Raw genomic sequence first — 23145 nt, forward strand, 5'->3', positions numbered from 1 at the left:
AACTTATACTGGGCGCTCCGCCGTCTCTCCAGGCAAACCAAGCGCCGTGCCCCGCGCCAAACCCAGCGACGACCCGCCGCCGCAGCCGCCCGTGCGGCCCGATTTCGACGACTGCTGTCACAGCGGCTGCACGCAGTGCGTCTTCGATCTCTACGACGAAGCACTGGAGCGCTACGAGATCGCGCTGGCTGCGTGGCGGAAGCGCCAGGCGCAGAAAGCGCGGCCAGCGCGGCGACCGGACACGCAAGGCGCGAAGTCGAAGCCGCAAGCGGACGCGCATCGCTCGACAGCCCGGCGCGGCAAACCGAACCCACACCGCTGATGCGCGTAAGCAACTCCACGTCCCCGTCATGACCGACCTTCAGCTCACGCCGACCGAATCCCTCGCCGACCCGCACACGCTCGACGATCTGCATCGTTTCGTGCAGCGTCATCCGCGCCTGTTCGTGCTGACCGGCGCGGGCATCAGCACCGACTCCGGCATCCCCGGCTATCGCGACGACAACGGCGCATGGAAGCGCTCGCCGCCGATCACGCTGCAGGAGTTCCTCGGCACGCTGGCGATGCGTCAGCGCTACTGGGCGCGCAGCATGGTCGGCTGGCCGCTGGTCGCGCGCGCGCAACCGAATGCCGCGCATGTCGCGCTCGCGCGGCTCGAAGCGGCCGGTCACGTGCCGACGCTGGTCACGCAGAACGTCGACGGCTTGCATCAGCGCGCGGGCAGCCGCGACGTGATCGAGCTGCATGGCGGCATCGACGGCGTCAGTTGTCTCGACTGCGGCATGCAGCATTCGCGCGCGGCGATCCAGCAGACGCTCGAAGCCGATAACCCCGCGCTGCTCGACGTCACGGCCGAAGCCGCCGCCGATGGCGACGCGCATCTGGAGTGGCACGATCTCGGCGGTTTTCGCGTGCCGGCATGCTCGAACTGCGGCGGGCTGCTGAAGCCGTCGGTGGTGTTCTTCGGCGAGAACGTGCCGAAGGCGCGGGTCGTTGCGGCGTCGCATGCGCTCGATGCGGCCGACGCGGTGCTGGTGGCCGGCTCGTCGCTGATGGTGTATTCCGGCTACCGCTTCTGCGTGTGGGCGCAGCGCCAGGGCAAGCCGATCGCGGCGATCAATCTTGGCCGCACCCGCGCCGATCCGCTGTTGTCTCTGAAGATGGCCGCGCCGTGCGGCGACACCTTGAGCGCGCTCGCCGGGTTGCTGGCGGGCGATTGAAAACGAGTACGTTGCGCGAATCACAATAAAAACCCGAGGAAACTGCATGCTGACGACGATCGAACAACTCGAAGCCCTCTACGCACAGCCAGCCGAGCGCTCGCTGCGCAAAGAGATCCCCTATGTCAACGACGACTACCGCGCGTTCATCGCGGCCGCGCCGTTCGCGGTGCTCGCGACGAGCGGCCCCGCCGGTCTCGACTGCTCGCCGCGCGGCGATGCGCCGGGCTTCGTGCGGGTCGTCGACGCACGCACGCTCGCGCTGCCGGACCGCCCCGGCAACAACCGGCTCGACAGCTTGCGCAACGTCATCGGCGATCCGCGCCTCGCGCTGCTGTTCGTGATCCCCGGTGTCGGCGAGACCTTGCGCGTGAACGGCCGCGGCCGAATCTCGAACGACGCGGCGCTGCTGGACAGTTTCGCCGTCGACGGTAAACTGCCGCGCACCGTGCTGCTGATCGACGTCGAGGCTGTGTACTTTCATTGCTCGAAGGCGATCGTGCGCTCGCAGCTGTGGGACCCGGCGCGGCATATCGAGCGCTCGCAACTGCCGAGCACGGGCGAGATCCTGCAACACATCTTCGCCGCGAACGATGGCGAAAAATTCGACGCGGCCGCCTACGATCGCGAGCTTCCCGAACGCGTGCGCGCCACGCTGTACTAACGTAAATCGCAGAACCGAAACGCAAGGCCGACCATGACCGATGCCCGGCAACATTCGCCATCCACCGAACGCAATCGCGAACCGATCCTCGCCGTGCTGCGCGATGCGCTGCCGGCGCGCGGCCGCGTGCTCGAAATCGCGAGCGGCACCGGTGAGCACGCGATCTGGTTCGCCGGCGCGCTGCCCGGTCTCGACTGGCAGCCGAGCGACGCAGACGAAGAAGCACGCGAGTCGATTGCCGCGTGGACCGCGCACGCGGGCCTCGCGAACGTGCGCGCGCCGCTCGCGCTCGACGTGCATCAGCCGGACTGGGGCGTCGACGGGCTCGACGCGGTGGTCTGCATCAACATGATCCACATCTCGCCGTGGAGCGCGGCGCAGGCACTCATCGACGGCGCGGGGCGGCGGCTCGTCGACGGCGGCGTGCTCTATCTATATGGTCCTTACCGGCGCGGCGGCGCGCACACGGCACCGAGCAACGAAGCGTTCGAGCAGTGGCTGAAGAGTCGCAATCCCGAATGGGGCGTGCGCGATATGGAAGCGGTCGTTGCGCTCGGTGACGCGGCGGGGCTCACGTGCGAACGGGTGGTCGCGATGCCCGCGAACAACTTCAGTCTGGTGTTCAAGAAGCGGGCAGGGTAGCGGGAAGATCGACGGGTCGTGCATTCGTTCGTGTCGTCCGCCAAACCTCAGTCCGATCCCAAGCCGAACCCTCCGCGCAAGCGCCGACGCGCGCACAATACCTGTCTACCCGGCGTTACGCGGAAGTTGGAGCACGGCAGGAGCACCGCAGCAGCACGAGCAACCGGCGTGCTTGCCCGCCATCAAGCGGCAGGCGCGCATTTCTTTTATCCTTTCACCCTCGACGCCGCGCCGGTGTTTTTGCAGCGCGGCGCCACGACATTTATTGGACTCTGGAGAATTCAAATGAGCAAACAGGCAATCGGCGTGGTGGGGCTGGCGGTGATGGGCCGCAATCTGGCGCTCAACATCGAGAGCCGCGGCCACGCGGTGTCGGTCTACAACCGTAGCCGCGCGAAAACCGACGAACTCATCGCCGAATTTCCGGACCGCAAACTGGTGCCGGCTTTCACGCTGGAAGAATTCGTCGACTCGCTCGAAAAGCCGCGCCGCATTCTGATGATGGTCAAGGCCGGCGAGCCGACCGACGCAACCATTGCGTCGCTCAAGCCGCTGCTCGAAAAAGGCGACATCCTGATCGATGGCGGCAACACGCCTTTCACCGACACGATCCGCCGCAACCAGGAACTCGCGAAGGCCGGTCTGCATTTCATCGGCACCGGCGTGTCGGGCGGCGAGGAAGGCGCGCTGAAAGGCCCGTCGATCATGCCGGGCGGCCAGCGCGACGCGTACGACCTCGTCGCGCCGATCCTCACCGAGATCGCCGCGAAGGCGCCGGACGGCGAGCCCTGCGTCGCGTACATGGGACCGGACGGCGCGGGCCACTTCGTGAAGATGGTGCACAACGGCATCGAGTACGGCGATATGCAGCTGATCGCCGAGAGTTATGCGGTGTTGAAGCAGGTCGTTGGCTTGTCGAACGAGGAACTCGGCAAGGTCTATACCGAGTGGAACCAGGGCGAGCTCGACAGCTATCTGATCGAAATCACCTCGAAGATCTTCGGCAAGAAGGACGACGAAACCGGCAAGGACCTCGTCGACGTGATCCTCGACCGTGCCGCGCAGAAGGGCACTGGCAAGTGGACCAGCCAGAACGCGCTCGACCTCGGCGCGCCGCTGCCGCTGATCACCGAGGCGGTGTTCGCGCGCGTGCTGTCGTCGCTGAAGACGCAGCGCGTGGCCGCGAGCAAGGTGCTCGAAGGGCCGCGGGGCAAGCCGCTCGAAGGCGCGAAAGAGGCGTTCATCGAATCGGTGCGCCGCGCGCTGTACTTCAGCAAGGTGATCTCGTACGCGCAGGGCTTCGCGCAGTTGCGCGCAGCGTCGGAAGAGTACAAGTGGGATCTCGACTACGGCACGATCGCGAAGATCTTCCGCGCGGGCTGCATCATCCGCGCACGCTTCCTGCAGAAAATCACCGACGCCTACACGAAGGACAAGGCGCTCGCGAACCTGCTGCTCGATCCGTACTTCCGCGACATCGCGAAGAACTACCAGGCGGCGCTGCGCGAAGTCGTGGTGGCCGCGGTCAATGCGGGCGTGCCGGTACCGGCGTTCGCGTCGGCGATCGCGTATTTCGACGCTTACCGCTCGGAGCGTCTGCCCGCGAACCTCGTGCAAGCGCAGCGCGACTTCTTCGGTGCGCATACGTTCGAACGCATCGATAAGCCAGGCAGCTTCCACGCACAGTGGAGCTAAGCGGTTGAAAAAACGGCCCGGCGCGCGACAGTGATAGCGCGCCGGGCCATTGTTCCGTTTGGATCCGCAAGCAGGCGCCGCATTATTGCCAAATATACCGAGGGTTAGCTGTAAGCCTAGCAAATGCGAAATGATTATTGCGCTGGTAGGAATAGAGTTTCGCCGGTTTAAGGGTTTACCCTAGATCGTGACGCCTCTAAACTTGTTTTCAATCGCTGAGGGAAAAGCAGAAACCCCGAAGCGCACCACAACAAGTCCTTTGGAGGTTAATCATGAAGACCCTGATTTCCGCAGTTGCAATCGCCGCCGCCCTCGTTGTTCCGGTCGCTTCGTTCGCTCAAGCCAGCCAGCCGGTGACGCGCGCTCAGGTTCGCGCTCAACTGATCCAACTCGAACAGGCCGGCTACAACCCGTCCGCCAACGACGTCAACTACCCGGCCGACATCCAGGCAGCGCAAGCACGCGTCGATGCGCAGCGCGGCACGGCCGTCGCAGCCAACCGCGCGGACACCAGCGGCTATGGCGCTCCGGCTGCCGGCACGTCGGAAGCAGGCCACGCCGTCGTTCCGGCGAAGGCCAACCGTAACTCGGTGTACTTCGGCAGCTGATCGCAGTAGAAGTGTGCAGGTGTAGTGGGTAGTCGTAGTCCGTTGTAGACGCCGCTTCGTGGAATAGCGCGAGCGCGGCGGGCAAGAAAAAACGCCATCCAGTTCGATCGGATGGCGTTTTGTCGTTTACTGCGCCGTGCTGCGGCGGGATCGGTCAATGCAGGGTTCGCTGCCGCCGGCCGATGTCATCGAACAGCGCGCGGCTCGGCTCCAGCGCGAGAAGCCACGATTCGTCGTAGCCGCTCAGATTGTCGAGCGCCTCGCGCAGACGCTCGATCGCCACCGCGGGCAGCTCGACGCTCGCCTCGACCCCGCTCGACAGTCTCGCGACGCTCGCCAGTTGCACGAGCGCATCGGCGGCCTCGGCGACGTCGGCGGCGAAAATCAGGTGGGTGTTCAGCAGTTCGACGAGGCCGGCAGACGCCGCCACATCGTCGACGTTGAGTTGCACGGCCAGAAAGGTGGCTTTGTTCATCCTCGATTCCTCCCAGAATCCCAAGGTTGTCGTGAACTGCTCCGCGCGGCTTGACTGAGTATAGGCGATGACCGATTGCCCGCAACAATCGGACGAATCGGACGTGGCGGCTTGCTCGCCGAGACGCGCGGGCCATGCGACCTATAATAGGGCCAGCCGCGCAAGCGCCGTCGCCGTGGGCGGACGGCGCCGCCCGCGGGGTTTGCGCGCTTGCCAATTGCTCATCGACCATGAAGATCATCCGCAGCAAAAGCTTTACCGCGCCGCGTGCGTGGGGTGCGCTCGACATCGCGAACATGAACGGCATCACCACGCGTCTGCATTGGACCGACCAGCCGTACAAGTGGCACGTGAACGACGGCGAGGAAGTGTTCGCCGTGCTCGACGGGCGCGTCGAGATGCGCTATCGCGAAGACGGCGTCGAACGTTCGACGGTGCTCGAAACCGGCGACGTTTTCCACGCGACGGTCGGCACCGAGCATGTTGCGCATCCGCTCGGCGCGGCACGGGTGCTGGTCGTCGAAACGCAGGCAAGCGTCTGAAGAACACGGCAGTTTGACGGCGCGCGCCAGCGCGGCGCGCGTGTGGGGCTCGCGCATAATATCCACGCGGCAACAGACAGCCGCGACCTTACGCAAGCGTGGCGGCACGGCAATTGCAGCGGCGTCGATTGAATCGGAACGAGACACACGTCGAGGAAAATCAGATGACACAACAATGGCAACCGACGGCCATCCGCTTGCTGATCGCGGCGGCGCTCGGCGTGGCGATCGCCGGCTGCACGACGATGCCGTGGGAAAGCACGCCGTTCTACAACAACGCGCCGTCGAGCGCGACCAGTCTCGCGACCGTCCCGGTGCCCGCCGGCTTCTACCGCGTCAATCCGGGCGACACGCTGGCCGGCATCGCCTCGGCATATGGACGCAAGCCGCAGGAAATCGCGGCCTGGAACGGCTTGCCGGTTAACGCGGCGGTCGCGCCCGGTCAGGTGCTGCGCGTTTCTCCGCCGATGGCCTCGGGCAGCGTGGTCACGCCGCCCGTTGCAGTGACGCCGAGTGAGCCGGCTGCGCCGGGCGCGACGGCGAACGTGCCGCCGGGCGCCGTCCCCGGTACGGCGGCCCCCGCGGCCGGGCCCCAGCAGGGCGTGCTGCAATGGCCGTTGCGCGGGCCGATCCTGCGCGCGTTCGCGCCGGGCAAATACAACGGCATCGTGATCGGCGGGCAACCCGGCGATCCGGTCAAGGCCGCGGCGACCGGCCGCGTGGTCTATGCGGGCACCGGCATCGAAGCCTACGGCCCGCTCATCATCATCAAGCACAACGACTCGCTGATCACCGCGTACGGCCAGAACAGCCAATTGCTCGTCAAGGAAGGCGACGCGGTCGCGCAAGGGCAGACGATCGGCGAGGTCGGGGTCGATAGCCGCGGTGCCGCGTCGATCCAGTTCGAAGTGCGCCAGAACGGCCAGCCGGTCGATCCGCTGCAGTGGCTGCCCAAGCCGGGCGGCTGAGCGTCCCCGTCGCGTCTATTGATCCAGTGTCTATCGACTCCTCGCAGTCGGATCGGCGCCTTGCGGGGACGCGCCGATTTTCAGCGTCGCCTGAATTGAATACACTGTATGGCTCGTTTGCCGGCGCGTACGCGTTCCTCCCGGAGTGCACGCGCGGCCGGCTGCCGTAGGTTGTCATCCATGGACGCACAGGGACACACAATGATCGATTTGCGCAGCGATACCGTTACCCGCCCGACTCCGCCGATGCTCGCGGCGATGTCGGCGGCCGAAGTCGGCGACGACGTCTGGGGCGACGACCCCACCGTACTGCGTCTGCAGGCCACGCTGGCCGAGCGCACCGGCAAGGAAGCGGGGCTGTTCTTCCCGAGCGGCACGCAAAGCAACCTCGCCGCGTTGATGGCGCACTGCGCGCGCGGTGACGAATACATCGTCGGCCAGCTTGCGCACACCTACAAATACGAGGGCGGTGGCGCGGCCGTGCTCGGCAGCATCCAGCCGCAGCCGCTCGAAAACGCCGCCGACGGCTCGATCCCGCTCGACAAGATCGCCGCCGCGATCAAGCCGATCGACGATCACTTCGCGCGCACGCGGCTCGTCGCGCTGGAAAACACGATCGGCGGCAAGGTGCTGCCGGCTCAGTACGTCGCCGACGCGACGCAGCTCGCGCGCGAGCGCGGCCTCGCGACCCACCTCGACGGCGCCCGCGTGTTCAACGCGGCGGTCGCGTCGGGCAAGCCGGTCGCGGCGCTCGCCGAGCCGTTCGATTCGGTGTCGATCTGCTTTTCGAAGGGACTGGGCGCGCCGGTCGGCTCGGTGCTGGTCGGCAGCCGCGCGCTGATCGACGTCGCGCATCGCTGGCGCAAGGTGCTCGGCGGCGGCATGCGCCAGGCTGGGGTGCTCGCGGCCGCCTGCCTGTATGCGCTCGATCACAACGTCGAGCGTCTTGCCGACGATCACGCGAACGCCACCCATCTGGCGGCGGGGCTGGAGACCATCGAGCAGGTGAAGGTGCAGTCGGTCGCAACGAACATGGTGTTCGCGCAGTTTCCGCAGCAGCATTGCGCGCCGCTCGAGGCATGGCTAAAGGAGCGCGGCATCCTCACGCAGATGCTGTATGCATCGCGCTTCGTCACGCACATGGATGTGTCGCGCGACGATATCGACAGGTTCATTGACGCGGTGAAGGGGTATTTCGCGGCACGTTGATCGCGCTGCATGGGTCGGAAGCGAGGCGGCTTGCGTAGTTGCCGCCTCGTCTTCCCGCACCGGCTTCAACTCATGCGCGGTTCGTTCGAGCCGCGCTTCCTGCAAGCTTTATCCTCGTCTCATGCGCCGTCCGGCGCACATCTCACTTGACCGCCGCCTTCGCCTGCACGCCCGCGCGATGCGATGGCGCGAAGAGCCGCAAGCCGCTCGCGAGGCTCGCCGCGCCGGCAAAGAATGCGCCGAGGCCGAGCGCGAGCGTCGGCCCATGCTGGCGTCCGGCGATGCCGAAGCACAGCGCGACCAGCGCGGCACCGGTCGCCTGGCCGATTAGCCGCGCGGTCGCGACGATGCCGCTGGCGCCGCCGCTGCGCTCCGGCGGCGCGCTCGCCATCAGCGCCTTCAGGTTCGGCGACTGGAAAAAGCCGAAGCCCGCGCCGCAGATCGCCATGCGGATGCCGATGTCGAGCACGTGCGGATGGGCGGGCAGCATCGCCAGCGAGGCCATCCCCGCCGACAGCACCGCGAGCCCGACCGCGCCGAGCAGCCCCGGCGGATAGCGGTCCGACAGGCCGCCCGCGAGCGGCGCGGCAAGCGCGACCACGACGGGCCACGGCGTCATCAGGAAGCCGGTTTCGACCTGGCTGCGCAGCAGCACGTCCTCGAAATAGAACGGCAGCGACACGAATGCGAGGCTCTGCGCGGCGAACGAGCAGACGGCCGTCACCGCCGACAGCGCGAACACCGGCCGCTTGAACAGATCGACGGGCAGCATCGGCGCGGAGTGACCCGCCTCGCGGCGAATCAGCAGCAGCCCGAACACGACGGCGACCGCCGCGGCGCTGAGCACGATCTGCATCGACGCGCGTTGCGCCGCCTCGCCGAGCGCGAAGATCAGCGCGGCGAACGTGACCACGTTGAGCAGCGCCGCCAGCGGATCGAACTGATGCCGGCCCTGCGCGGTATGCGGCAGCGCCGGCATCGCAAAGCTCAGCGCGAGGACGCCGAGCGGCACATTGACCGCGAACAGCCACGGCCACGTTGCGACCGACAGAATCAGCGACGCCACCGTCGGCCCGACCGCGAACGACACGCCGACGATCAGCGCATTGGTGCCGAGCCCGCGACCGAGCCGATGCGGCGGGTACAGATAGCGGATCAGCGCGGTGTTGACGCTCATGATCGCGCTGGCGCCCAGGCCCTGCACGATGCGCGCGGCGGCGAGCAGCGGCAGCGTCGGCGCCAGAGCGCAGCCGAGCGAACTCAGCGTGAACAGCGCGATGCCGCCGATATAGATACGCCGATGCCCAACGATATCGCCGAGCGCGGCGAGCGGCAGCAGCGTCGCGACCATCGCGAGCTGATACGCGTTGATGATCCAGACCGACGCGGCCGGCGCCGCGTGCAGGTCGCCGGCGATCGCGGGCAGCGCGGTGTTGGCGATCGCGGTATCGAGCGTGGCGAGCGCGACGGCGAGCATGATCGCGGCCATCGCGCGGCGATTGGCGGCCGACATCGGGCCGTCGGCAGGGAGAGCCGGCGTGGAGACGCCGACGGTAGGGCTGAGCTTATCGGACAAGGCGTGGCTCGTCGGGTTGGGCATGCCGCTGTCGGCCGCTTCCGGAGAGGCGACGCGCGCACGGCGGTTTTGTTGTGGGCGAGGTGGCGCGCGCGCCGGACCACGGCGGAGGAGCGTGGCGGCTCGTGCGGCGCAACGTCGCGATTGTTGCAGAGACGGCACGATCGTGCAGGGAGGCGGGCAGGCGGGCGAAGAAGAGGCGCTGAGATCTGACTGTAACGCAACTAACCGTCAACCCCGCCCGACATCTCCAAAGCGGGCCAAGGCCCCACATCGAATCCCACACGCGTACGCTCGAACCGTCCGGCAGAACAGGCGGCCCGATGCGATTACACAATTAGGCAATTCGCGGTTTCATTCGCCCGTCATGCATCGAAAAAATAATCGATGTGCGGTTTTGCACTGCATCCGTGCATCGGCCGCGCGCCATTGCGCTGCAACTGGCGGTTTCACCGGGCACGGCATATGCGTCATCGTCCGCTCGCGCAGCGATGTGCGAGATCCCCAAAATGTCCTACTCTGTTTTTTTAACCGTTCCGACAGGCACGCGCCTCCCGTCCGTCTTCCGTGCGGTTCGCGTCTGCCATGTCGAACTTCCCGGAGGCTTCGATGACGACCGTCGATCTGGAATTCGACCAGCTCCACAGTACCGTCGACGCGCTACGGCGCTCAATTTCGAATCGCATGATGTACGGCGTCGGCAAGGACGCCATCACCGCTCACCCGCACGATTGGCTGCATGCGGCCGCGCTGGCCGTGCGCGACCGGCTCGTCGCGCGCTGGATGAAGACCACGCGCCTGCAATACGAGCAGGACGTGAAGCGGGTCTACTACCTGTCGATGGAGTTTCTGATCGGCAGGACCTTTACCAACGCGCTGCTCGCGCTCGGCATTCACGATCAGATGAAGGAGGCGCTCGCGAGCCTCGGCGTCGACATGGACGCGCTGATCGATATCGAACCCGACGCCGCGCTCGGCAACGGCGGCCTCGGCCGGCTCGCCGCGTGCTTTCTCGACTCGATGGCGACGCTCGGCATTCCGGGCTTCGGCTACGGCATCCGTTACCAGTACGGCATGTTCCGTCAGGAAATCGTCAACGGCGAGCAGGTCGAGGCGCCCGACTACTGGCTGCGCGCCGGTAACCCGTGGGAATTTCCGCGGCCCGAAATCAAGTACATGGTGCACTTCGGCGGCCGTACCGTGCAGCGCGGCGAGAAGACCGAATGGATCGACACCGAGCACGTGAACGCGACCGCGTACGACACCGTGATCCCCGGCTACGCGACCGACGCGACCAACACGCTGCGCCTGTGGTCCGCGCGCGCGACCGAGGAGCTCGACCTCGGCGCATTCAATCGCGGCGACTACCGCAACGCGGTCGACACCAAGAACATGTCGGAGAACGTGTCGCGGCTGCTCTATCCGGACGACTCGACGCCGGCCGGCCGCGAGTTGCGGCTGCGCCAGGAGTACTTCTTCGTATCGGCGACGATGCAGGATCTGATCCGCCGCTATCAGCGCACGCACAGCACGTTCGGACGCTTCTCGGAGAAGGTCGCGGTGCATCTGAACGACACGCACCCGGTGCTCGCGATTCCCGAGCTGATGCGCCTGCTCGTCGACGTGCATAACCTGCCGTGGGACAAGGCGTGGAAACACGTGACGCAGATCTTCTCGTACACGAATCACACGCTGATGCCCGAGGCGCTCGAAACATGGGATGTCGAAATGCTGTCGCGCCTGCTGCCGCGCCATCTCGAGATCATCTTCGAAATCAATGCGCAGTTTCTGAAGCATGTCAGCGAACAGTCGGGTCACGACGTCGATATGATCCGCCGCATTTCGCTCGTCGACGAATACGGGCAGCGGCGCGTGCGCATGGCGTATCTGGCGATCGTCGCGAGCCACAAGGTCAACGGCGTGTCGAAGCTGCATTCGCAGCTGATGACGCGCGACATCTTCTCCGACTTCGCGCGCCTCTATCCCGACCGATTCACCAACGTGACCAACGGAATCACGCCGCGCCGCTGGCTCGCGCAGGCGAGTCCGTCGCTGTCGTCGCTGATCGATGCGCGCATCGGTACGCATTGGCGCAGCAATCTGTTCGAGCTCGAGCAGCTGCGCAATCTGCGCAAGGACGACGAGTTCGTCGACGCGTTCCGTGAGGCCAAACGACAGGCCAAGCTGCGGCTCGTGCACCGGCTCGCGCAGCACACCAAGCTGCACTTCGATCCGAACGCGCTGTTCGATCTGCAGGTCAAGCGCATTCACGAATACAAGCGCCAGTTGCTCAACGTGCTGCATGTGATCGTGCGCTACAACGAGATTCGCGCGAATCCGGAGCGCGACTGGGTGCCGCGCGTCGTGCTGTTCGCGGGCAAGGCCGCGTCCGCGTACCGGATGGCCAAGACGATCATCAAGCTGATCGGCGACGTCAGCGAGAAGGTCAATCACGATCCGCTGATCGGCAACAGGCTGAAGGTCGTGTTCGTGCCGAACTACGGCGTGAGCGTGGCCGAGCTGATCATTCCGGCGGCCGATCTGTCGGAGCAGATTTCGATGGCCGGCACCGAGGCGTCGGGCACCGGCAACATGAAGCTCGCGCTCAATGGCGCATTGACGATCGGCACGATGGACGGCGCGAACATCGAAATCTGCGACGCGGTGGGGCGCGAGAACATCTTCATCTTCGGCCACAGCGCCGACGAGGTGGACGATCTGCGCGCAAGCGGCTACAGGCCGCGGCGGATTTACGAGGAAAACGAAGCATTACGCACCGCGCTCGATCAGATTCGCACGGGCTTCTTCTCGCCGGACGATCCGCTGCGCTTCTCCGATATCTTTCACACGCTGGTCGATTGGGGCGATCACTATATGGTGCTCGCCGATTTCGATGCGTTCGCGAAGGCGCAGAACGCAGTGGATGCGCGTTTCGTCAACAAGCACGCGTGGGCCGAAAGCGCGATCGAGAACGTCGCGGGGATGGGGCTGTTCTCGTCGGATCGCACGATAGGCGAGTATGCGCGCAATATCTGGCGCGTGAATCCGCTCAGCCTGGACTGAGCCGGAGAAGCCGTGCGGGGCTGGCGTCGATCAGTCGCGCACGGCTCTTTCATGTTCGATCGACGCGCCGCGTCATGTCTTCGGCGCGGCGGCCGCGGCCTTCGCCCAATGCACGGCCTCGCCGACGCGTTCGACGAACTCGCGATCCGTGCTCATCAGCGCCTCGCGCTCACCGTCGGCCGTCTTGACCATCAACCGATGCGTGACGTCCTGACTCGCCCAGGTCAGCCAGCCGACCACGACCAGCATCGCCCCGGACACGAGTCCCGAAGCCGAATGCAGCACACCGCCGACGATCGCGCCGATCAGCCCCGCCGCCGAGATCACGAGCGGCACGACCTTGTTCTTCTGCACGGTCACGACCCGCACGTCGACGATATCGCGCAGCGGGAAGACCTGACCCGCGGCCGAGAGGGCGTTGCGCGTGACCGACACGCCGCGATCGTTGAATGGGATTTCCATCGATTCAATGCAAGGGTGGTGAAGCGCGCAGCGTAGCAGACTTCGTCGCGGGCAGTGGCGCGACGTCATGGGCCGATTGCATTGCGTCAAGGAAAATCATACTTAGCCTGGACGGATTGGCTAAGATGTCGCAGGTTCGCGCTCGGAGGCCATTCATGACTGTCGGCGTATATGCCACGCTGGTCGCGACGTCTCTCGTGCTGCTGCTCGGCGAAAAGCTCGTGCAATGGATCGGCGTGCTCCGAACCTATTCGATTCCCGCGCCGGTGGCAGGCGGGCTCATCGTCGCGATCTGCGTGCTGATCACACGCGTCACCATCCACGTGCAGGTCAGGTTCGATTCGACGCTGCAGGCGCCGCTGATGCTCGCGTTCTTCTCGACGATCGGCCTGAATGCGCATCTGTCGAATCTGAAGACGGGCGGGCCGGTGTTGATCCGCTTTCTCGCGCTGGTCAGCGGGCTGCTGATCCTGCAGAACGTGATCGGCATCCTGCTCGCGTTCGCGCTCGGCGTCGATCCGCTGCTCGGCATTCTCGGCGGCTCCGTCACGATGTCGGGCGGGCACGGCACCGGCGCCGCGTGGAGCCAGGTCTTCACCGAACGTCACGGGCTGGAGTCGGCGACCGAAATCGCGATCGGCTGTGCGACCTTTGGCCTCGTGATGGGCGGCGTGCTCGGCGGTCCGGTCGCGCGTCTGCTGATGCGGCGGATCAGCGCCGACGAATTGCTGCGCGTCCAGCAGCTAGCGGACGAAACGCTGGTCTTCGAAGAACCGAAGGCGGAGCAGGCCACCACGCCCGCCGCGATCATCACGACGCTCGCGCTGATCTCGATCTGCCTCGCGGGCGGCGAAGTGTTTGCCGACTGGATCGCAGACACCGTGTTCGAATTGCCGACGTTCGTCTGCACGCTGTTCATCGGCGTGATCCTGAACAACGTGCTCGCGCTCATGCGTGTGCGGATCGACCAGCACGCGGTCGCGCTGGTCGGCAACGTCGCGCTCGCGCTCTTTCTCGCAATGGCGCTGATGCGCCTCGACCTATGGGAGCTTGCCGCGCTCGCGTTACCGATCATCTCGATCCTCGCGGCGCAGACGCTGCTGATGGCGCTCTATGCGATCTTCATCACGTTTCCCGCGATGGGCCGCAACTACGACGCGGTCGTGTTGTGCGCGGCGCAATGCGGGCTCGGACTTGGCGCGACGCCGACCGCGATCGCGAACATGCAGGCGATCACGAACCGCTTCGGCCATTCCCATATCGCGTTCCTGATCGTGCCGATGACGGGCGCGTTTTTCATGGACATCGTCAACGCGATCGTGATCAAACTGTTTCTCACGTTGCCGTTTTTCCACTGAGCCCAGGCGAATACCATGAGCAACCAACCACACATCGCACCCGACAGCACCGCCGCGCGCGTCGCGCTATGGCGTGCGCTGCACGTGCAGGCCGACGCGCCGCCGCACGTGCTCGAAGACGAAGTCGGCTTGCAATTGCTGGCTCCCGCCGAGGATTGGCGCAGCCGCGGCGACATGGACCCGCGGTTCACGCGGCCGTTTCGTGCGTCGATCGTCGCGCGCGCACGCTTTATCGAGGATCTGGTCGTCGAGCAGGCCGGCCGCGGTGTGGATCAATACGTGATCCTGGGGGCCGGTCTCGACAGCTTCGCGCAACGCCGGCCCGACATCGCGTCGCGGCTCACCGTCTTCGAGGTCGATCCGCCGGGACCGCAAACGTGGAAGCGTGAGCGGCTCAGCGAATTGGGTTACGGCCTGCCGGACTGGCTGCGTTTCGTGCCGGTCGACTTCGAAGCGGGCGATAGCTGGCGGCAGCGTCTCGTCGCCGAAGGCTTCGACGAAAGCAGGCCGGCCGTCGTCGTGTCGACCGGCGTCAGCATGTATCTGACCACAGAGGCGAATGCGGCGACGCTGCGCGAAGTGGCCGGGCTCGCGCGCGGCTCGACGTTCGCGATGACGTTCCTGTTGCCGCTGGAGATGGCGGACCCGGACGTGCGCCCCGGACTCGAAATGGCGGAGAAGGGCGCGCGTGCGAGCGGTACACCGTTCATCAGCTTCTTCATGCCGCAGCAGATGATCGCCATGGCGCGTGGAGCGGGCTTTGACGACGCGCGGCATGTGTCCGCGGCCGATCTGACGCAGCGCTACTTCGCGGCTCGCACGGATGGACTGCGTCCGCCGGCCAATGCCGAGGAACTGCTGGTGGCGAATACTTAGCGGCCGTTGCGGTGGGTTGAATGCGCGATCGCGTTCCTCACGCGGCTATAATCGCGCTCGAACATGGCCTTCGAAGTCTACTCATGAAAAAGATCGCAGCCTTCGCACTCGTCGCATGCGCACTCGCCGCCTGCTCGTCGTCTCCGGAAAAGCAGGCGCAGCGCGCCCAGCAGGAAATCCTTCACAGCGAGCCGAACCTCCGCGCCGCGCAACGCGACGCGGTGATCGACTGCACGCCGGCGAATTGCGATGCCGCGTGGGCGGCGACGAAACGCTATATCGAGCAGCATTCCGACACGCACGTGATCCGCGCGGACGCGGTCGCGATCGATACCGACGTGCCCGACGATTCGGGCAAGGCCGCTTTTTCAGCGACCCGCGCGAACAAGAGCACGGGCGGCGCGACGTTGTCGCTGTTTGCGCAGTGCCGCGGCATGTATGGGCCCGATAGCGCGAAGGGCGACGACTATGACGAGTGCGCCGAGAAGATCCTGAAGACTCAGAACGGCTACGTGCCGTATCTGCGCTCGCACGCATCGGCGCAATAGGCGAGCCGCTACCGGAAAGTGCGGGGCGGCCAACTCGGCACTCGCGCAGCGATTCGCCGAACCCTCGCCACGATGCGGCGGGAGGCGCTATGCTGATGCGTCTTCGCCTCGCGGAACCCCGTCATGCAAGCTACTGGCGCCACCGTACCGATCTCGCTCGTCAATGGGTTCCTCGGCAGCGTCGGGACGCAGCCGGATATCGTCGACCGGCACCTGTCCGGCGCGAACATCCCGCGCGCGCTGCTGGACCAGCCTGGCGCGCGCGTCACCGAGGAACAGTTCTCGACGCTCTACCGCTCGCTCGCGATCGAACTCGACGATGAGATGCCCGGCATTTTCTCGCGCCCGCTGCGCAGCGGCGCGCTCAAGTTTCTGTGTCTGAGCCTGCTGGATGCGCCGAATCTCGAAACCGCGATGCATCGGTTCGGCCAGTTCTTCCATCTGGTGCTCGACGACTTCCGTTTCGAGTCGCGCCGCGGCGACCTCGTTGCGACGCTGGCCTTGCATCCGGGAAGCACGGGAGCGCAACCGAGCATGCTGGGCCAGGAGCTGATGCTGAAGCTCGCGCATGGGATCGCGTCCTGGCTGATCGGTCAGCGCATTGCGTTGCTCCAGGTGCAGTTCGCCTTTCCTCGTCCTGCTCACGCGCTCGAGTACCTCTATCTGTTTCCCGGACCGGCGAAGTTCGACTGCAATCAGACCTCGATGCAGTTCAGCAGTAGCTATTTCGACCTGCCCGTGCGCCAGCGCAAGGCGAACCTGCGCAGGTTTCTCGCTCGTGCGCCGGAAGACTGGATCTTCGTGTCGTTCAACGAGCAGCTGTTCAGTCATCGCGTGCGGGAACATCTCGCGTCCCGGCTGCCCGACGTCCCATCCATCGAAGAGGCGGCGGAAGGCCTGCACTGTTCGGTCAGAACGCTGTGCCGTCATCTTGCCGCCGAGGGCACGGCGTTCCAGGTGCTCAAGGACGAACTGCGCCGCGACATCGCGATCCAGCGCCTGACCGGCACGCACGAGCCCATCGCCATCATCGCCGGCGACGTCGGCTTCGGCGACCCCACCGCATTCCACAGGGCGTTCCGTCACTGGACCGGCAGCACCCCGGCGGCCTATCGCCGGGGTGGCTGATCTCGTCACATCAAAGCGTCGGCAACCCCTGCCGACGCAGTTCCCACGGGGCGCTTACTTCCTCCGACGTGGCCAGAGATGTCAATAGATCGTCCGGTTTGGACAACCGGGCAGGGCCTCTCCGACGCTACGATTCAGCCATACGTTACCCCGGCCGCATCGGTGCCGAACGGGTGACTTTCCCTACGGACTATCTGATCGGAAGAATGGTAATGAGCTACGTCGCGCCTCTCAAAGACATGCTGTTTGCAATCACGGAACTGGCTGGAATCGACCAACTGGCGGGCTTGCCCGGCTGCGAGGACGCGAGTGCCGATACCGCTCGCGCGGTGCTCGAAGAGGCCGCGCGCCTGCACGAAGGCGTGCTCGCGCCGCTGAACGTGGACGGCGACCGCAACCCGAGCACGTGGAAGGACGGCGCGGTGAGCGCCACGGCCGGTTTCAAGGGCGCGTTTCGTCAATTCACCGAAGGCGGCTGGCAGGGTTTGCAACATCCGTCTGAATACGGCGGTCAGGACTTGCCCAAGCTGCTGTCGACGCCCTGCATCGAAATGCTCAACGCCGCCAACCTGTCGCTGGGGCTGTGCCCGCTCTTGACCGACGGCGCCATCGAAGCGCTGCTGACGGCGGGTAGCGAAGAACTGAAGCAGCGCTACGTGCCGAAGATGATTTCCGGCGAGTGGACCGGCACCATGAACCTGACCGAGCCGCAGGCGGGCTCCGACCTGTCGCTGGTGCGCACCCGCGCCGAGCCGCAGGGCGACGGCTCGTACCGGATCTTCGGCACGAAGATTTTCATCACATGGGGCGAGCACGATATGACGGAAAACATCGTGCATCTGGTGCTCGCACGTACGCCGAACGCACCGGAAGGTGTGAAAGGCATTTCGCTGTTCCTCGTGCCGAAGTTTCTCGTCAACGAAGACGGCTCGCTCGGCGAGCGCAACGACGTGCATTGCGTGTCGATCGAACACAAGCTCGGCATCAAGGCGAGCCCGACGGCAGTGCTGCAGTTTGGCGATCACGGCGGCGCGATCGGGCAGCTTGTCGGCGAGGAGAACCGCGGTCTGGAGTACATGTTCATCATGATGAATGCCGCGCGCTTCGCGGTGGGCGTGCAGGGCGTGGCGATCTCGGATCGCGCGTACCAGCAGGCCGTCGCGTATGCGAAGGAGCGCGTGCAGAGCCGTCCGGTGGATGGCTCCGCGAAGCAGTCGGTCGCGATCATCCAGCACCCGGACGTGCGCCGCATGCTGTCGACGATGCGCGCACTGACCGAAGGCGCGCGCGCGCTGGCCTATGTGTCGGCGTCGCACTGCGATCTCGCGCATCGTCATCCGGACGGCGCGACGCGTGCGAATCATCAGGCGATCTATGAATACCTGGTGCCGATCGTAAAGGGCTGGAGCACGGAGATGTCGCTGGAGGTGACGAGTCTCGGCGTGCAGGTGCACGGCGGCATGGGCTTCATCGAGGAAACCGGCGCCGCGCAGTACTACCGCGACGCGCGCATTCTGCCGATCTACGAAGGCACGACGGCGATTCAGGCGAACGACCTCGTCGGCCGCAAGACCATGCGCGACAACGGCGAGGTGGCCGGGATGCTGCTCGCGCAGATCGACGCGACGCTGGACGCGGTGCAAGAGCACCCCTCGTATGGTTCGAACGCGGCTTTCCAGGCGATGCACCGTCATCTGTCCGCCGGCCGCGACGCGTTGCACAGCGCGGTGCGTTACGTGGTCGAGAACGTCAAGAGCGATCCGAATGCGGTGTTCGCGGGCAGTGTCTCTTATCTGATGCTCGCTGGCATCGTGCTCGCGGGTTGGCAAGTCGCCCGCTCGCTGGTGCTCGCTGCCGACAAGCGCGAGGAAGACCCGGGCTTCTACGACGCCAAGATCGCGACCGCGCACACCTACGCGACGCAGATATTGCCCCGTGCAATCGCGCTCGAAGCGACGATCCGCGGCGCTCGCGATGGCGAAGGCGCGCTGGCGCTGCGCGAAGACCAGTTCTGATCGATCAAAGGACGTAATGTCATTCAAAACGATAGGGCCCGGCCCTATCGGTGTGGGAAGGAGAGAGTTGTGAGAGTTCTTGTAGCAGTCAAACGAGTGGTCGACTACAACGTGAAGGTCCGCGCGAAGTCGGACGGCACGGGCGTCGATATTGCGAACGTGAAAATGTCGATGAACCCGTTCGACGAAATCGCGGTTGAAGAAGCCGTGCGTCTGAAGGAAGCGGGCGTCGCGACCGAAGTGATCGCCGTGTCGGCCGGTGTGACGCAGTCGCAGGAAACGCTGCGCACCGCGCTCGCGATCGGCGCGGATCGCGCGATCCTGATCGAATCGAACGAAGACCTGCAGCCGCTGGCCGTTGCAAAGCTGCTGAAGGCACTGGTCGACAAGGAGCAGCCTTCGCTCGTCATTCTGGGCAAGCAGGCCATCGACGACGACTCCAACCAGACCGGCCAGATGCTCGCCGCGCTGGCGAACCTGCCGCAGGCGACGTTCGCGTCGAAGGTGGTCGTGGCGGATGGCAAGGCGACGGTATCGCGTGAAGTGGATGGCGGCGCGGAAACGCTGTCGCTGACGCTGCCGGCCGTGGTCACGACCGATCTGCGCCTGAACGAGCCGCGCTACGTGACGCTGCCGAACATCATGAAGGCCAAGAAAAAGCCACTGGAAACGGTGAAGCCCGAAGACCTCGGCGTCGATGTCACGCCGCGTCTGAAGACGCTGAAAGTCGCCGAGCCTCCGAAGCGCTCCGCCGGTGTGAAGGTGCCGGACGTGAAGACGCTGGTCGAGAAGCTGAAGACCGAAGCCAAGGTGCTGTGAGGAGACGCAAGAAATGACGAATCTGGTTAACCTGGTAGTAGCAGAACACGACAATGCATCGATCAAGGCCGCGACACTGAACACGATCGCAGCGGCACAGAAGATTGGCGGTGATATTCACGTGCTGGTCGCGGGTCACAACGCGCAAGCCGCGGCCGATGCCGCAGCGAAGATCGCCGGCGTCGCCAAGGTACTGCTCGCCGACGCGCCGCAACTCGAAGCGGGTCTCGCAGAAAACGTCGAAGCGACGGTGCTGACCATCGCCAGGAACTACACGCATATCCTCGCGCCGGCTACCGCGTACGGCAAGAACGTCGCGCCGCGTATCGCCGCGAAGCTCGACGTCGCGCAGATCAGCGACATCACCGCGGTGGACAGCGCCGACACGTTCGAGCGGCCGATCTACGCGGGCAACGCCATTGCGATCGTGCAATCGGCTGATCCGATCAAGGTCATCACGGTGCGCTCGACCGGTTTCGACGCCGTCGCGGCCGAAGGCGGCAGCGCAGCGGTCGAAAAGATCGAAGCCGCAGCCGACGCAGGCATCTCGCAGTTCGTGAGCCGTGAAGTGACGAAGCTCGATCGTCCGGAACTGACGAGCGCGAAGATCATCGTGTCCGGTGGCCGGGGTCTCGGCAATGGCGAGAGCTACACGAAGGTGCTCGAGCCGTTGGCCGACAAGCTCGGCGCGGCACTGGGCGCATCGCGCGCAGCGGTCGACGCGGGCTTCGTGCCGAACGACTATCAGGTCGGCCAGACCGGCAAGATCGTCGCACCGCAACTGTACGTCGCGGTCGGCATCTCGGGTGCGATCCAGCACCTCGCGGGCATGAAGGACAGTAAGGTCATCGTCGCGATCAACAAGGACGAAGAAGCGCCGATCTTCAGCGTGGCCGACTACGGCCTCGTCGGCGATCTGTTCACCATCGTGCCGGAACTCGAGCAGGCGCTCGGCTAACCGCCCCCAGCAAGCGGAATAATCATGAACGAGCTTAACGGATACGATTTCGAAGACCTGCAACCGGGTATGAGTGCCCGGTTCGCCAAGACCATCACGGAGGCGGACATTCTGTTCTTCGCGAGCGCGTCGGGAGACATGAACGCGGTTCACATCAACGAGCAGTTTGCGCAAACCACACCCTTCAAGGGGCGCATCGCTCACGGCATGCTGACTGCCAGCATCATCTCCGCGGCGCTCGCGGGGCAACTGCCCGGCCCGGGCACGATCTACCTCGGTCAGAACCTGCGCTTCAAGGCGCCGGTCCGGCCCGGCGACACCGTGCAGGCAGAAGTGACCGTCAAGGAACTGATTCAGGACAAGCGCCGCGTGGTGCTGTCCACCGTTTGCACGGTCGGCGGCAAGGTGGTGGTCGAAGGCGACGCCACGGTGATGCCGACAAGCTGCCGCGACCGTGTTGTCGAGGACGCGGCTTGCGCCGTCAGCGACGCATGATAGCGAGCCCCGCCATGAGAATGCCATTCAGCATGCCACAAGAGTTTTCTACGGGCTGGGTCAAGGCCGGCTTCGATTTCTGGCGGTTTTCGCCGCTCAAGGATGAATTCGATGCGTCGGTGGATGACACCGACGGCTCGGGCTTCGATTTCGACGGGCCGTTCGCGCGAGGCTCCGTGACCCACACGAGCGCCCACTACCTGCAACAGCAGGCTCAACTGTGGAGCGATGCCGTCGCCGGATTGATCGGCGGGCGCACGGAATTGAAGGCGGTCGCCGAGCCCGAGCCGGGAGACCGGCGCTTTCACGCCGACGACTGGTCCAGCAACGGCTGGTACAGCCTTCTGAAACAGAGCTATCTGATCAACGCCAGGACGCTCGCGGACTTCGTCGAGGCAAGCGCGCTCGACGAAAAGGGCAAGCACAAGCTGCGCTTTTTCATGCGCCAGTTCATCGACCTCGCCAGCCCCGCGAATTTCCTCGCGACGAATCCCGAGGTCCTCCGGGAGGCAGTGGAATCGGGCGGCTCTAGCCTGCTGTCGGGCGTCACGCATCTGCTCGACGATCTGGGCAGCGGCTCGATTTCGATCACCGACCGAAGCGCGTTCGAAGTGGGCCGTAGCGTCGCCACCTCCAGTGGCGCGGTGGTTTATGAAAACGATCTGTTTCAGCTGATCCAGTACGATCCGCTGACTTCGAAGGTCGCCGCGCGGCCGCTCGTGATCGTTCCGCCGTGCATCAACAAGTTCTACATTCTGGATCTGCAGCCCGAGAATTCGTTTGTGCGCTTCGCCTGCGAGCAGGGCCTGACGGTGTTCGTCGTGTCGTGGCGCAACCCGCAGCAGGACATGGCGCAGACCACGTGGGACGCCTACCTCGAGGACGGCGTGATGCAGGCGCTCAAGGTGGCGCGTGAGATTAGCCGGGCCGACCAGGTCAATGCATTGGGCTGGTGCGTGGGCGGCACGATGCTGTCGTCGGCGCTGGCGGTCATGCGTGCGAACGGCGACGACTCGGTGGCGAGCCTGACACTGTTGACGGCACTGCTCGACTTCACCGATCCGGGCGATCTCGGCGTGTTCATCGATGAGCAGGGCGTGGCGATGCGCGAGCATACGATCGGCCGCGGCGGCCTTTATCCGGGCCGCGAACTCGGCTTCGTATTTCAGGCGCTGCGTGCCAACGATCTGATCTGGCCGTACGTCGTGAACAACTACCTGAAAGGCAAAACCCCAACCGCGTTCGATCTGCTGTACTGGAACGCGGACACGACCAATCTGCCCGGTCCGATGTACAGCTTCTATCTGCGCAACATGTACCTCGAAAACAGTCTGCGCGTGCCGAACAAACTGACGTTCTGCAACACGCCGGTGGATCTCGGCAACGTCGATATCCCAAGCTATCTGATGGCGGCCGAGGAAGATCACATCGTGCCGTGGCGATCCGCCTATCAGTCGACGCAGCTACTGGGTGGTCAAACCGAGTTCGTGCTCGGGGCGAGCGGCCATATCGCGGGTGTGATCAATCCGGCGTCGAAGAACAAGCGCAGCTACCGGACCAACGATACCTGCAACGAGAACGCCGACGAGTGGCTCGCGACGTCGGTTCAGCAGCGCGGCAGCTGGTGGAATCACTGGGTCGAATGGGTCAAGCAGCATTCCGGAGAGCAGGTCGAAGCGCGCACCAGGCTCGGCAATAGGAAGTACAAAGCTATCGAGAGCGCACCGGGCCGCTACGTGAAGCTTCGCGCCGCATGAGCGGACGGTGATAGCGTGTGCGGCAACGACGGAGTGTGATGTTCAGTGCATCGCACTCCGTTTTTTT

General features: G+C 65.1%; 22 protein-coding genes. 19 read left to right on the forward strand and 3 right to left on the reverse strand.

The genetic code is table 11. The annotated features are described in order from the left end of the window. Positions 1-46 precede the first annotated feature (46 nt). The 6 genes from AB3X96_RS08275 (at position 47) to AB3X96_RS08300 (ending at position 4829) form a co-directional block, all read left to right on the forward strand. Entirely contained in the window at positions 47-322 is a 276-nt protein-coding gene (locus AB3X96_RS08275; RefSeq protein WP_368589314.1) for an oxidoreductase-like domain-containing protein, read from the forward strand. Positions 323-350: 28 nt separating this feature from the next. Continuing rightward, positions 351-1220, forward strand: coding sequence for an NAD-dependent protein deacetylase (locus AB3X96_RS08280; RefSeq protein WP_368589315.1), 870 nt, complete (start codon positions 351-353; stop codon positions 1218-1220). Between the two features lie 46 nt (positions 1221-1266). Continuing rightward, the gene (locus tag AB3X96_RS08285; RefSeq protein WP_368589316.1) at positions 1267-1884 is read left to right on the forward strand and encodes a pyridoxamine 5'-phosphate oxidase family protein; all 618 of its coding nucleotides are present in this window, start codon (positions 1267-1269) and stop codon (positions 1882-1884) included. A 33-nt stretch (positions 1885-1917) separates the two neighbouring features. Beyond that, positions 1918-2526 carry a DUF938 domain-containing protein gene (locus AB3X96_RS08290; protein ID WP_368589317.1) on the forward strand — a complete coding sequence of 203 codons (609 nt, stop codon included), beginning with the start codon at positions 1918-1920 and terminating at the stop codon, positions 2524-2526. A gap of 285 nt (positions 2527-2811) precedes the next feature. Next, positions 2812-4221: an NADP-dependent phosphogluconate dehydrogenase gene (gene gndA / locus AB3X96_RS08295; RefSeq protein WP_368589318.1), complete on the forward strand. Its 1410-nt coding sequence runs from the start codon at positions 2812-2814 to the stop codon at positions 4219-4221. Between the two features lie 272 nt (positions 4222-4493). Then, on the forward strand, positions 4494-4829 hold the full coding sequence (locus AB3X96_RS08300) for a DUF4148 domain-containing protein (RefSeq protein WP_368589319.1): 336 nt from the start codon (positions 4494-4496) through the stop codon (positions 4827-4829). 154 nt (positions 4830-4983) lie between these two features. Here the strand turns inward: AB3X96_RS08300 and AB3X96_RS08305 are convergent, their stop codons facing one another. After that, on the reverse strand, positions 4984-5304 hold the full coding sequence (locus AB3X96_RS08305) for a hypothetical protein (RefSeq protein ID WP_013091261.1): 321 nt from the start codon (positions 5302-5304) through the stop codon (positions 4984-4986). A 230-nt stretch (positions 5305-5534) separates the two neighbouring features. Between AB3X96_RS08305 and AB3X96_RS08310 the strand changes: the two genes are divergently transcribed. The 3 genes from AB3X96_RS08310 to ltaE all read left to right on the forward strand — a co-directional run bounded on the left by AB3X96_RS08310 (position 5535) and on the right by ltaE (position 8023). Continuing rightward, a complete protein-coding gene (locus tag AB3X96_RS08310) occupies positions 5535-5846 on the forward strand; it encodes a cupin domain-containing protein (RefSeq protein WP_368589320.1) in 312 nt (103 codons plus the stop codon). Between the two features lie 164 nt (positions 5847-6010). Then, the gene (locus AB3X96_RS08315; RefSeq protein WP_368589321.1) at positions 6011-6814 is read left to right on the forward strand and encodes a peptidoglycan DD-metalloendopeptidase family protein; all 804 of its coding nucleotides are present in this window, start codon (positions 6011-6013) and stop codon (positions 6812-6814) included. 201 nt (positions 6815-7015) lie between these two features. Then, a complete protein-coding gene (gene ltaE / locus AB3X96_RS08320) occupies positions 7016-8023 on the forward strand; it encodes a low-specificity L-threonine aldolase (protein WP_368589322.1) in 1008 nt (335 codons plus the stop codon). A gap of 142 nt (positions 8024-8165) precedes the next feature. Here the strand turns inward: ltaE and AB3X96_RS08325 are convergent, their stop codons facing one another. Then, positions 8166-9536, reverse strand: a complete 1371-nt coding sequence (locus AB3X96_RS08325) for an MFS transporter (RefSeq protein WP_368589487.1) — start codon at positions 9534-9536, stop codon at positions 8166-8168. Positions 9537-10208: 672 nt separating this feature from the next. Here AB3X96_RS08325 and AB3X96_RS08330 point away from each other — a divergent pair. Beyond that, a complete protein-coding gene (locus AB3X96_RS08330) occupies positions 10209-12662 on the forward strand; it encodes a glycogen/starch/alpha-glucan phosphorylase (RefSeq protein ID WP_176107703.1) in 2454 nt (817 codons plus the stop codon). Positions 12663-12734: 72 nt separating this feature from the next. Here the strand turns inward: AB3X96_RS08330 and AB3X96_RS08335 are convergent, their stop codons facing one another. Beyond that, positions 12735-13124, reverse strand: a complete 390-nt coding sequence (locus AB3X96_RS08335; RefSeq protein ID WP_368589323.1) for a DUF6232 family protein — start codon at positions 13122-13124, stop codon at positions 12735-12737. 155 nt (positions 13125-13279) lie between these two features. Here AB3X96_RS08335 and gltS point away from each other — a divergent pair, with 155 nt between their 5' ends. From gltS to phaC, 9 genes are all read left to right on the forward strand, one after another. After that, a complete protein-coding gene (gene gltS / locus AB3X96_RS08340) occupies positions 13280-14482 on the forward strand; it encodes a sodium/glutamate symporter (RefSeq protein ID WP_368589324.1) in 1203 nt (400 codons plus the stop codon). A 15-nt stretch (positions 14483-14497) separates the two neighbouring features. Further along, positions 14498-15358 (forward strand): class I SAM-dependent methyltransferase, encoded by an 861-nt coding sequence (locus AB3X96_RS08345; protein ID WP_368589325.1) that lies wholly within the window; start codon positions 14498-14500, stop codon positions 15356-15358. 83 nt (positions 15359-15441) lie between these two features. Continuing rightward, positions 15442-15906, forward strand: a complete 465-nt coding sequence (locus tag AB3X96_RS08350; RefSeq protein ID WP_176107707.1) for a hypothetical protein — start codon at positions 15442-15444, stop codon at positions 15904-15906. A 123-nt stretch (positions 15907-16029) separates the two neighbouring features. Continuing rightward, a complete protein-coding gene (locus tag AB3X96_RS08355; protein WP_368589326.1) occupies positions 16030-17034 on the forward strand; it encodes an AraC family transcriptional regulator in 1005 nt (334 codons plus the stop codon). 212 nt (positions 17035-17246) lie between these two features. Then, entirely contained in the window at positions 17247-19049 is a 1803-nt protein-coding gene (locus tag AB3X96_RS08360; RefSeq protein ID WP_368589327.1) for an acyl-CoA dehydrogenase, read from the forward strand. A 69-nt stretch (positions 19050-19118) separates the two neighbouring features. Continuing rightward, complete coding sequence (locus tag AB3X96_RS08365; RefSeq protein ID WP_176120758.1) at positions 19119-19868, forward strand: electron transfer flavoprotein subunit beta/FixA family protein; 750 nt, start codon at positions 19119-19121, stop codon at positions 19866-19868. Positions 19869-19890: 22 nt separating this feature from the next. Then, complete coding sequence (locus AB3X96_RS08370; RefSeq protein ID WP_368589488.1) at positions 19891-20826, forward strand: electron transfer flavoprotein subunit alpha/FixB family protein; 936 nt, start codon at positions 19891-19893, stop codon at positions 20824-20826. A 24-nt stretch (positions 20827-20850) separates the two neighbouring features. Beyond that, positions 20851-21321 (forward strand): MaoC family dehydratase, encoded by a 471-nt coding sequence (locus tag AB3X96_RS08375; RefSeq protein ID WP_368589328.1) that lies wholly within the window; start codon positions 20851-20853, stop codon positions 21319-21321. Positions 21322-21335: 14 nt separating this feature from the next. Continuing rightward, on the forward strand, positions 21336-23078 hold the full coding sequence (gene phaC, locus AB3X96_RS08380; protein WP_368589329.1) for a class I poly(R)-hydroxyalkanoic acid synthase: 1743 nt from the start codon (positions 21336-21338) through the stop codon (positions 23076-23078). Positions 23079-23145: the final 67 nt, after the last annotated feature.

Origin of the sequence: Paraburkholderia sp. BR13439, from assembly GCF_040948805.1 — a bacterium.
Classification (GTDB): Bacteria; Pseudomonadota; Gammaproteobacteria; order Burkholderiales; family Burkholderiaceae; genus Paraburkholderia; species Paraburkholderia youngii.

Coding starts and splice junctions, on each gene's coding strand:
- AB3X96_RS08280 (WP_368589315.1), top strand. CDS start 351: ATGACCGACCTTCAGCTCACGCCGACCGAATCCCTCGCCGACCCGCAC.
- AB3X96_RS08285 (WP_368589316.1), top strand. CDS start 1,267: ATGCTGACGACGATCGAACAACTCGAAGCCCTCTACGCACAGCCAGCC.
- AB3X96_RS08290 (WP_368589317.1), top strand. CDS start 1,918: ATGACCGATGCCCGGCAACATTCGCCATCCACCGAACGCAATCGCGAA.
- gndA (WP_368589318.1), top strand. CDS start 2,812: ATGAGCAAACAGGCAATCGGCGTGGTGGGGCTGGCGGTGATGGGCCGC.
- AB3X96_RS08300 (WP_368589319.1), top strand. CDS start 4,494: ATGAAGACCCTGATTTCCGCAGTTGCAATCGCCGCCGCCCTCGTTGTT.
- AB3X96_RS08305 (WP_013091261.1), bottom strand. CDS start 5,304: ATGAACAAAGCCACCTTTCTGGCCGTGCAACTCAACGTCGACGATGTG.
- AB3X96_RS08310 (WP_368589320.1), top strand. CDS start 5,535: ATGAAGATCATCCGCAGCAAAAGCTTTACCGCGCCGCGTGCGTGGGGT.
- AB3X96_RS08315 (WP_368589321.1), top strand. CDS start 6,011: ATGACACAACAATGGCAACCGACGGCCATCCGCTTGCTGATCGCGGCG.
- ltaE (WP_368589322.1), top strand. CDS start 7,016: ATGATCGATTTGCGCAGCGATACCGTTACCCGCCCGACTCCGCCGATG.
- AB3X96_RS08325 (WP_368589487.1), bottom strand. CDS start 9,536: ATGTCGGCCGCCAATCGCCGCGCGATGGCCGCGATCATGCTCGCCGTC.
- AB3X96_RS08330 (WP_176107703.1), top strand. CDS start 10,209: ATGACGACCGTCGATCTGGAATTCGACCAGCTCCACAGTACCGTCGAC.
- AB3X96_RS08335 (WP_368589323.1), bottom strand. CDS start 13,124: ATGGAAATCCCATTCAACGATCGCGGCGTGTCGGTCACGCGCAACGCC.
- gltS (WP_368589324.1), top strand. CDS start 13,280: ATGACTGTCGGCGTATATGCCACGCTGGTCGCGACGTCTCTCGTGCTG.
- AB3X96_RS08345 (WP_368589325.1), top strand. CDS start 14,498: ATGAGCAACCAACCACACATCGCACCCGACAGCACCGCCGCGCGCGTC.
- AB3X96_RS08350 (WP_176107707.1), top strand. CDS start 15,442: ATGAAAAAGATCGCAGCCTTCGCACTCGTCGCATGCGCACTCGCCGCC.
- AB3X96_RS08355 (WP_368589326.1), top strand. CDS start 16,030: ATGCAAGCTACTGGCGCCACCGTACCGATCTCGCTCGTCAATGGGTTC.
- AB3X96_RS08360 (WP_368589327.1), top strand. CDS start 17,247: ATGAGCTACGTCGCGCCTCTCAAAGACATGCTGTTTGCAATCACGGAA.
- AB3X96_RS08375 (WP_368589328.1), top strand. CDS start 20,851: ATGAACGAGCTTAACGGATACGATTTCGAAGACCTGCAACCGGGTATG.
- phaC (WP_368589329.1), top strand. CDS start 21,336: ATGAGAATGCCATTCAGCATGCCACAAGAGTTTTCTACGGGCTGGGTC.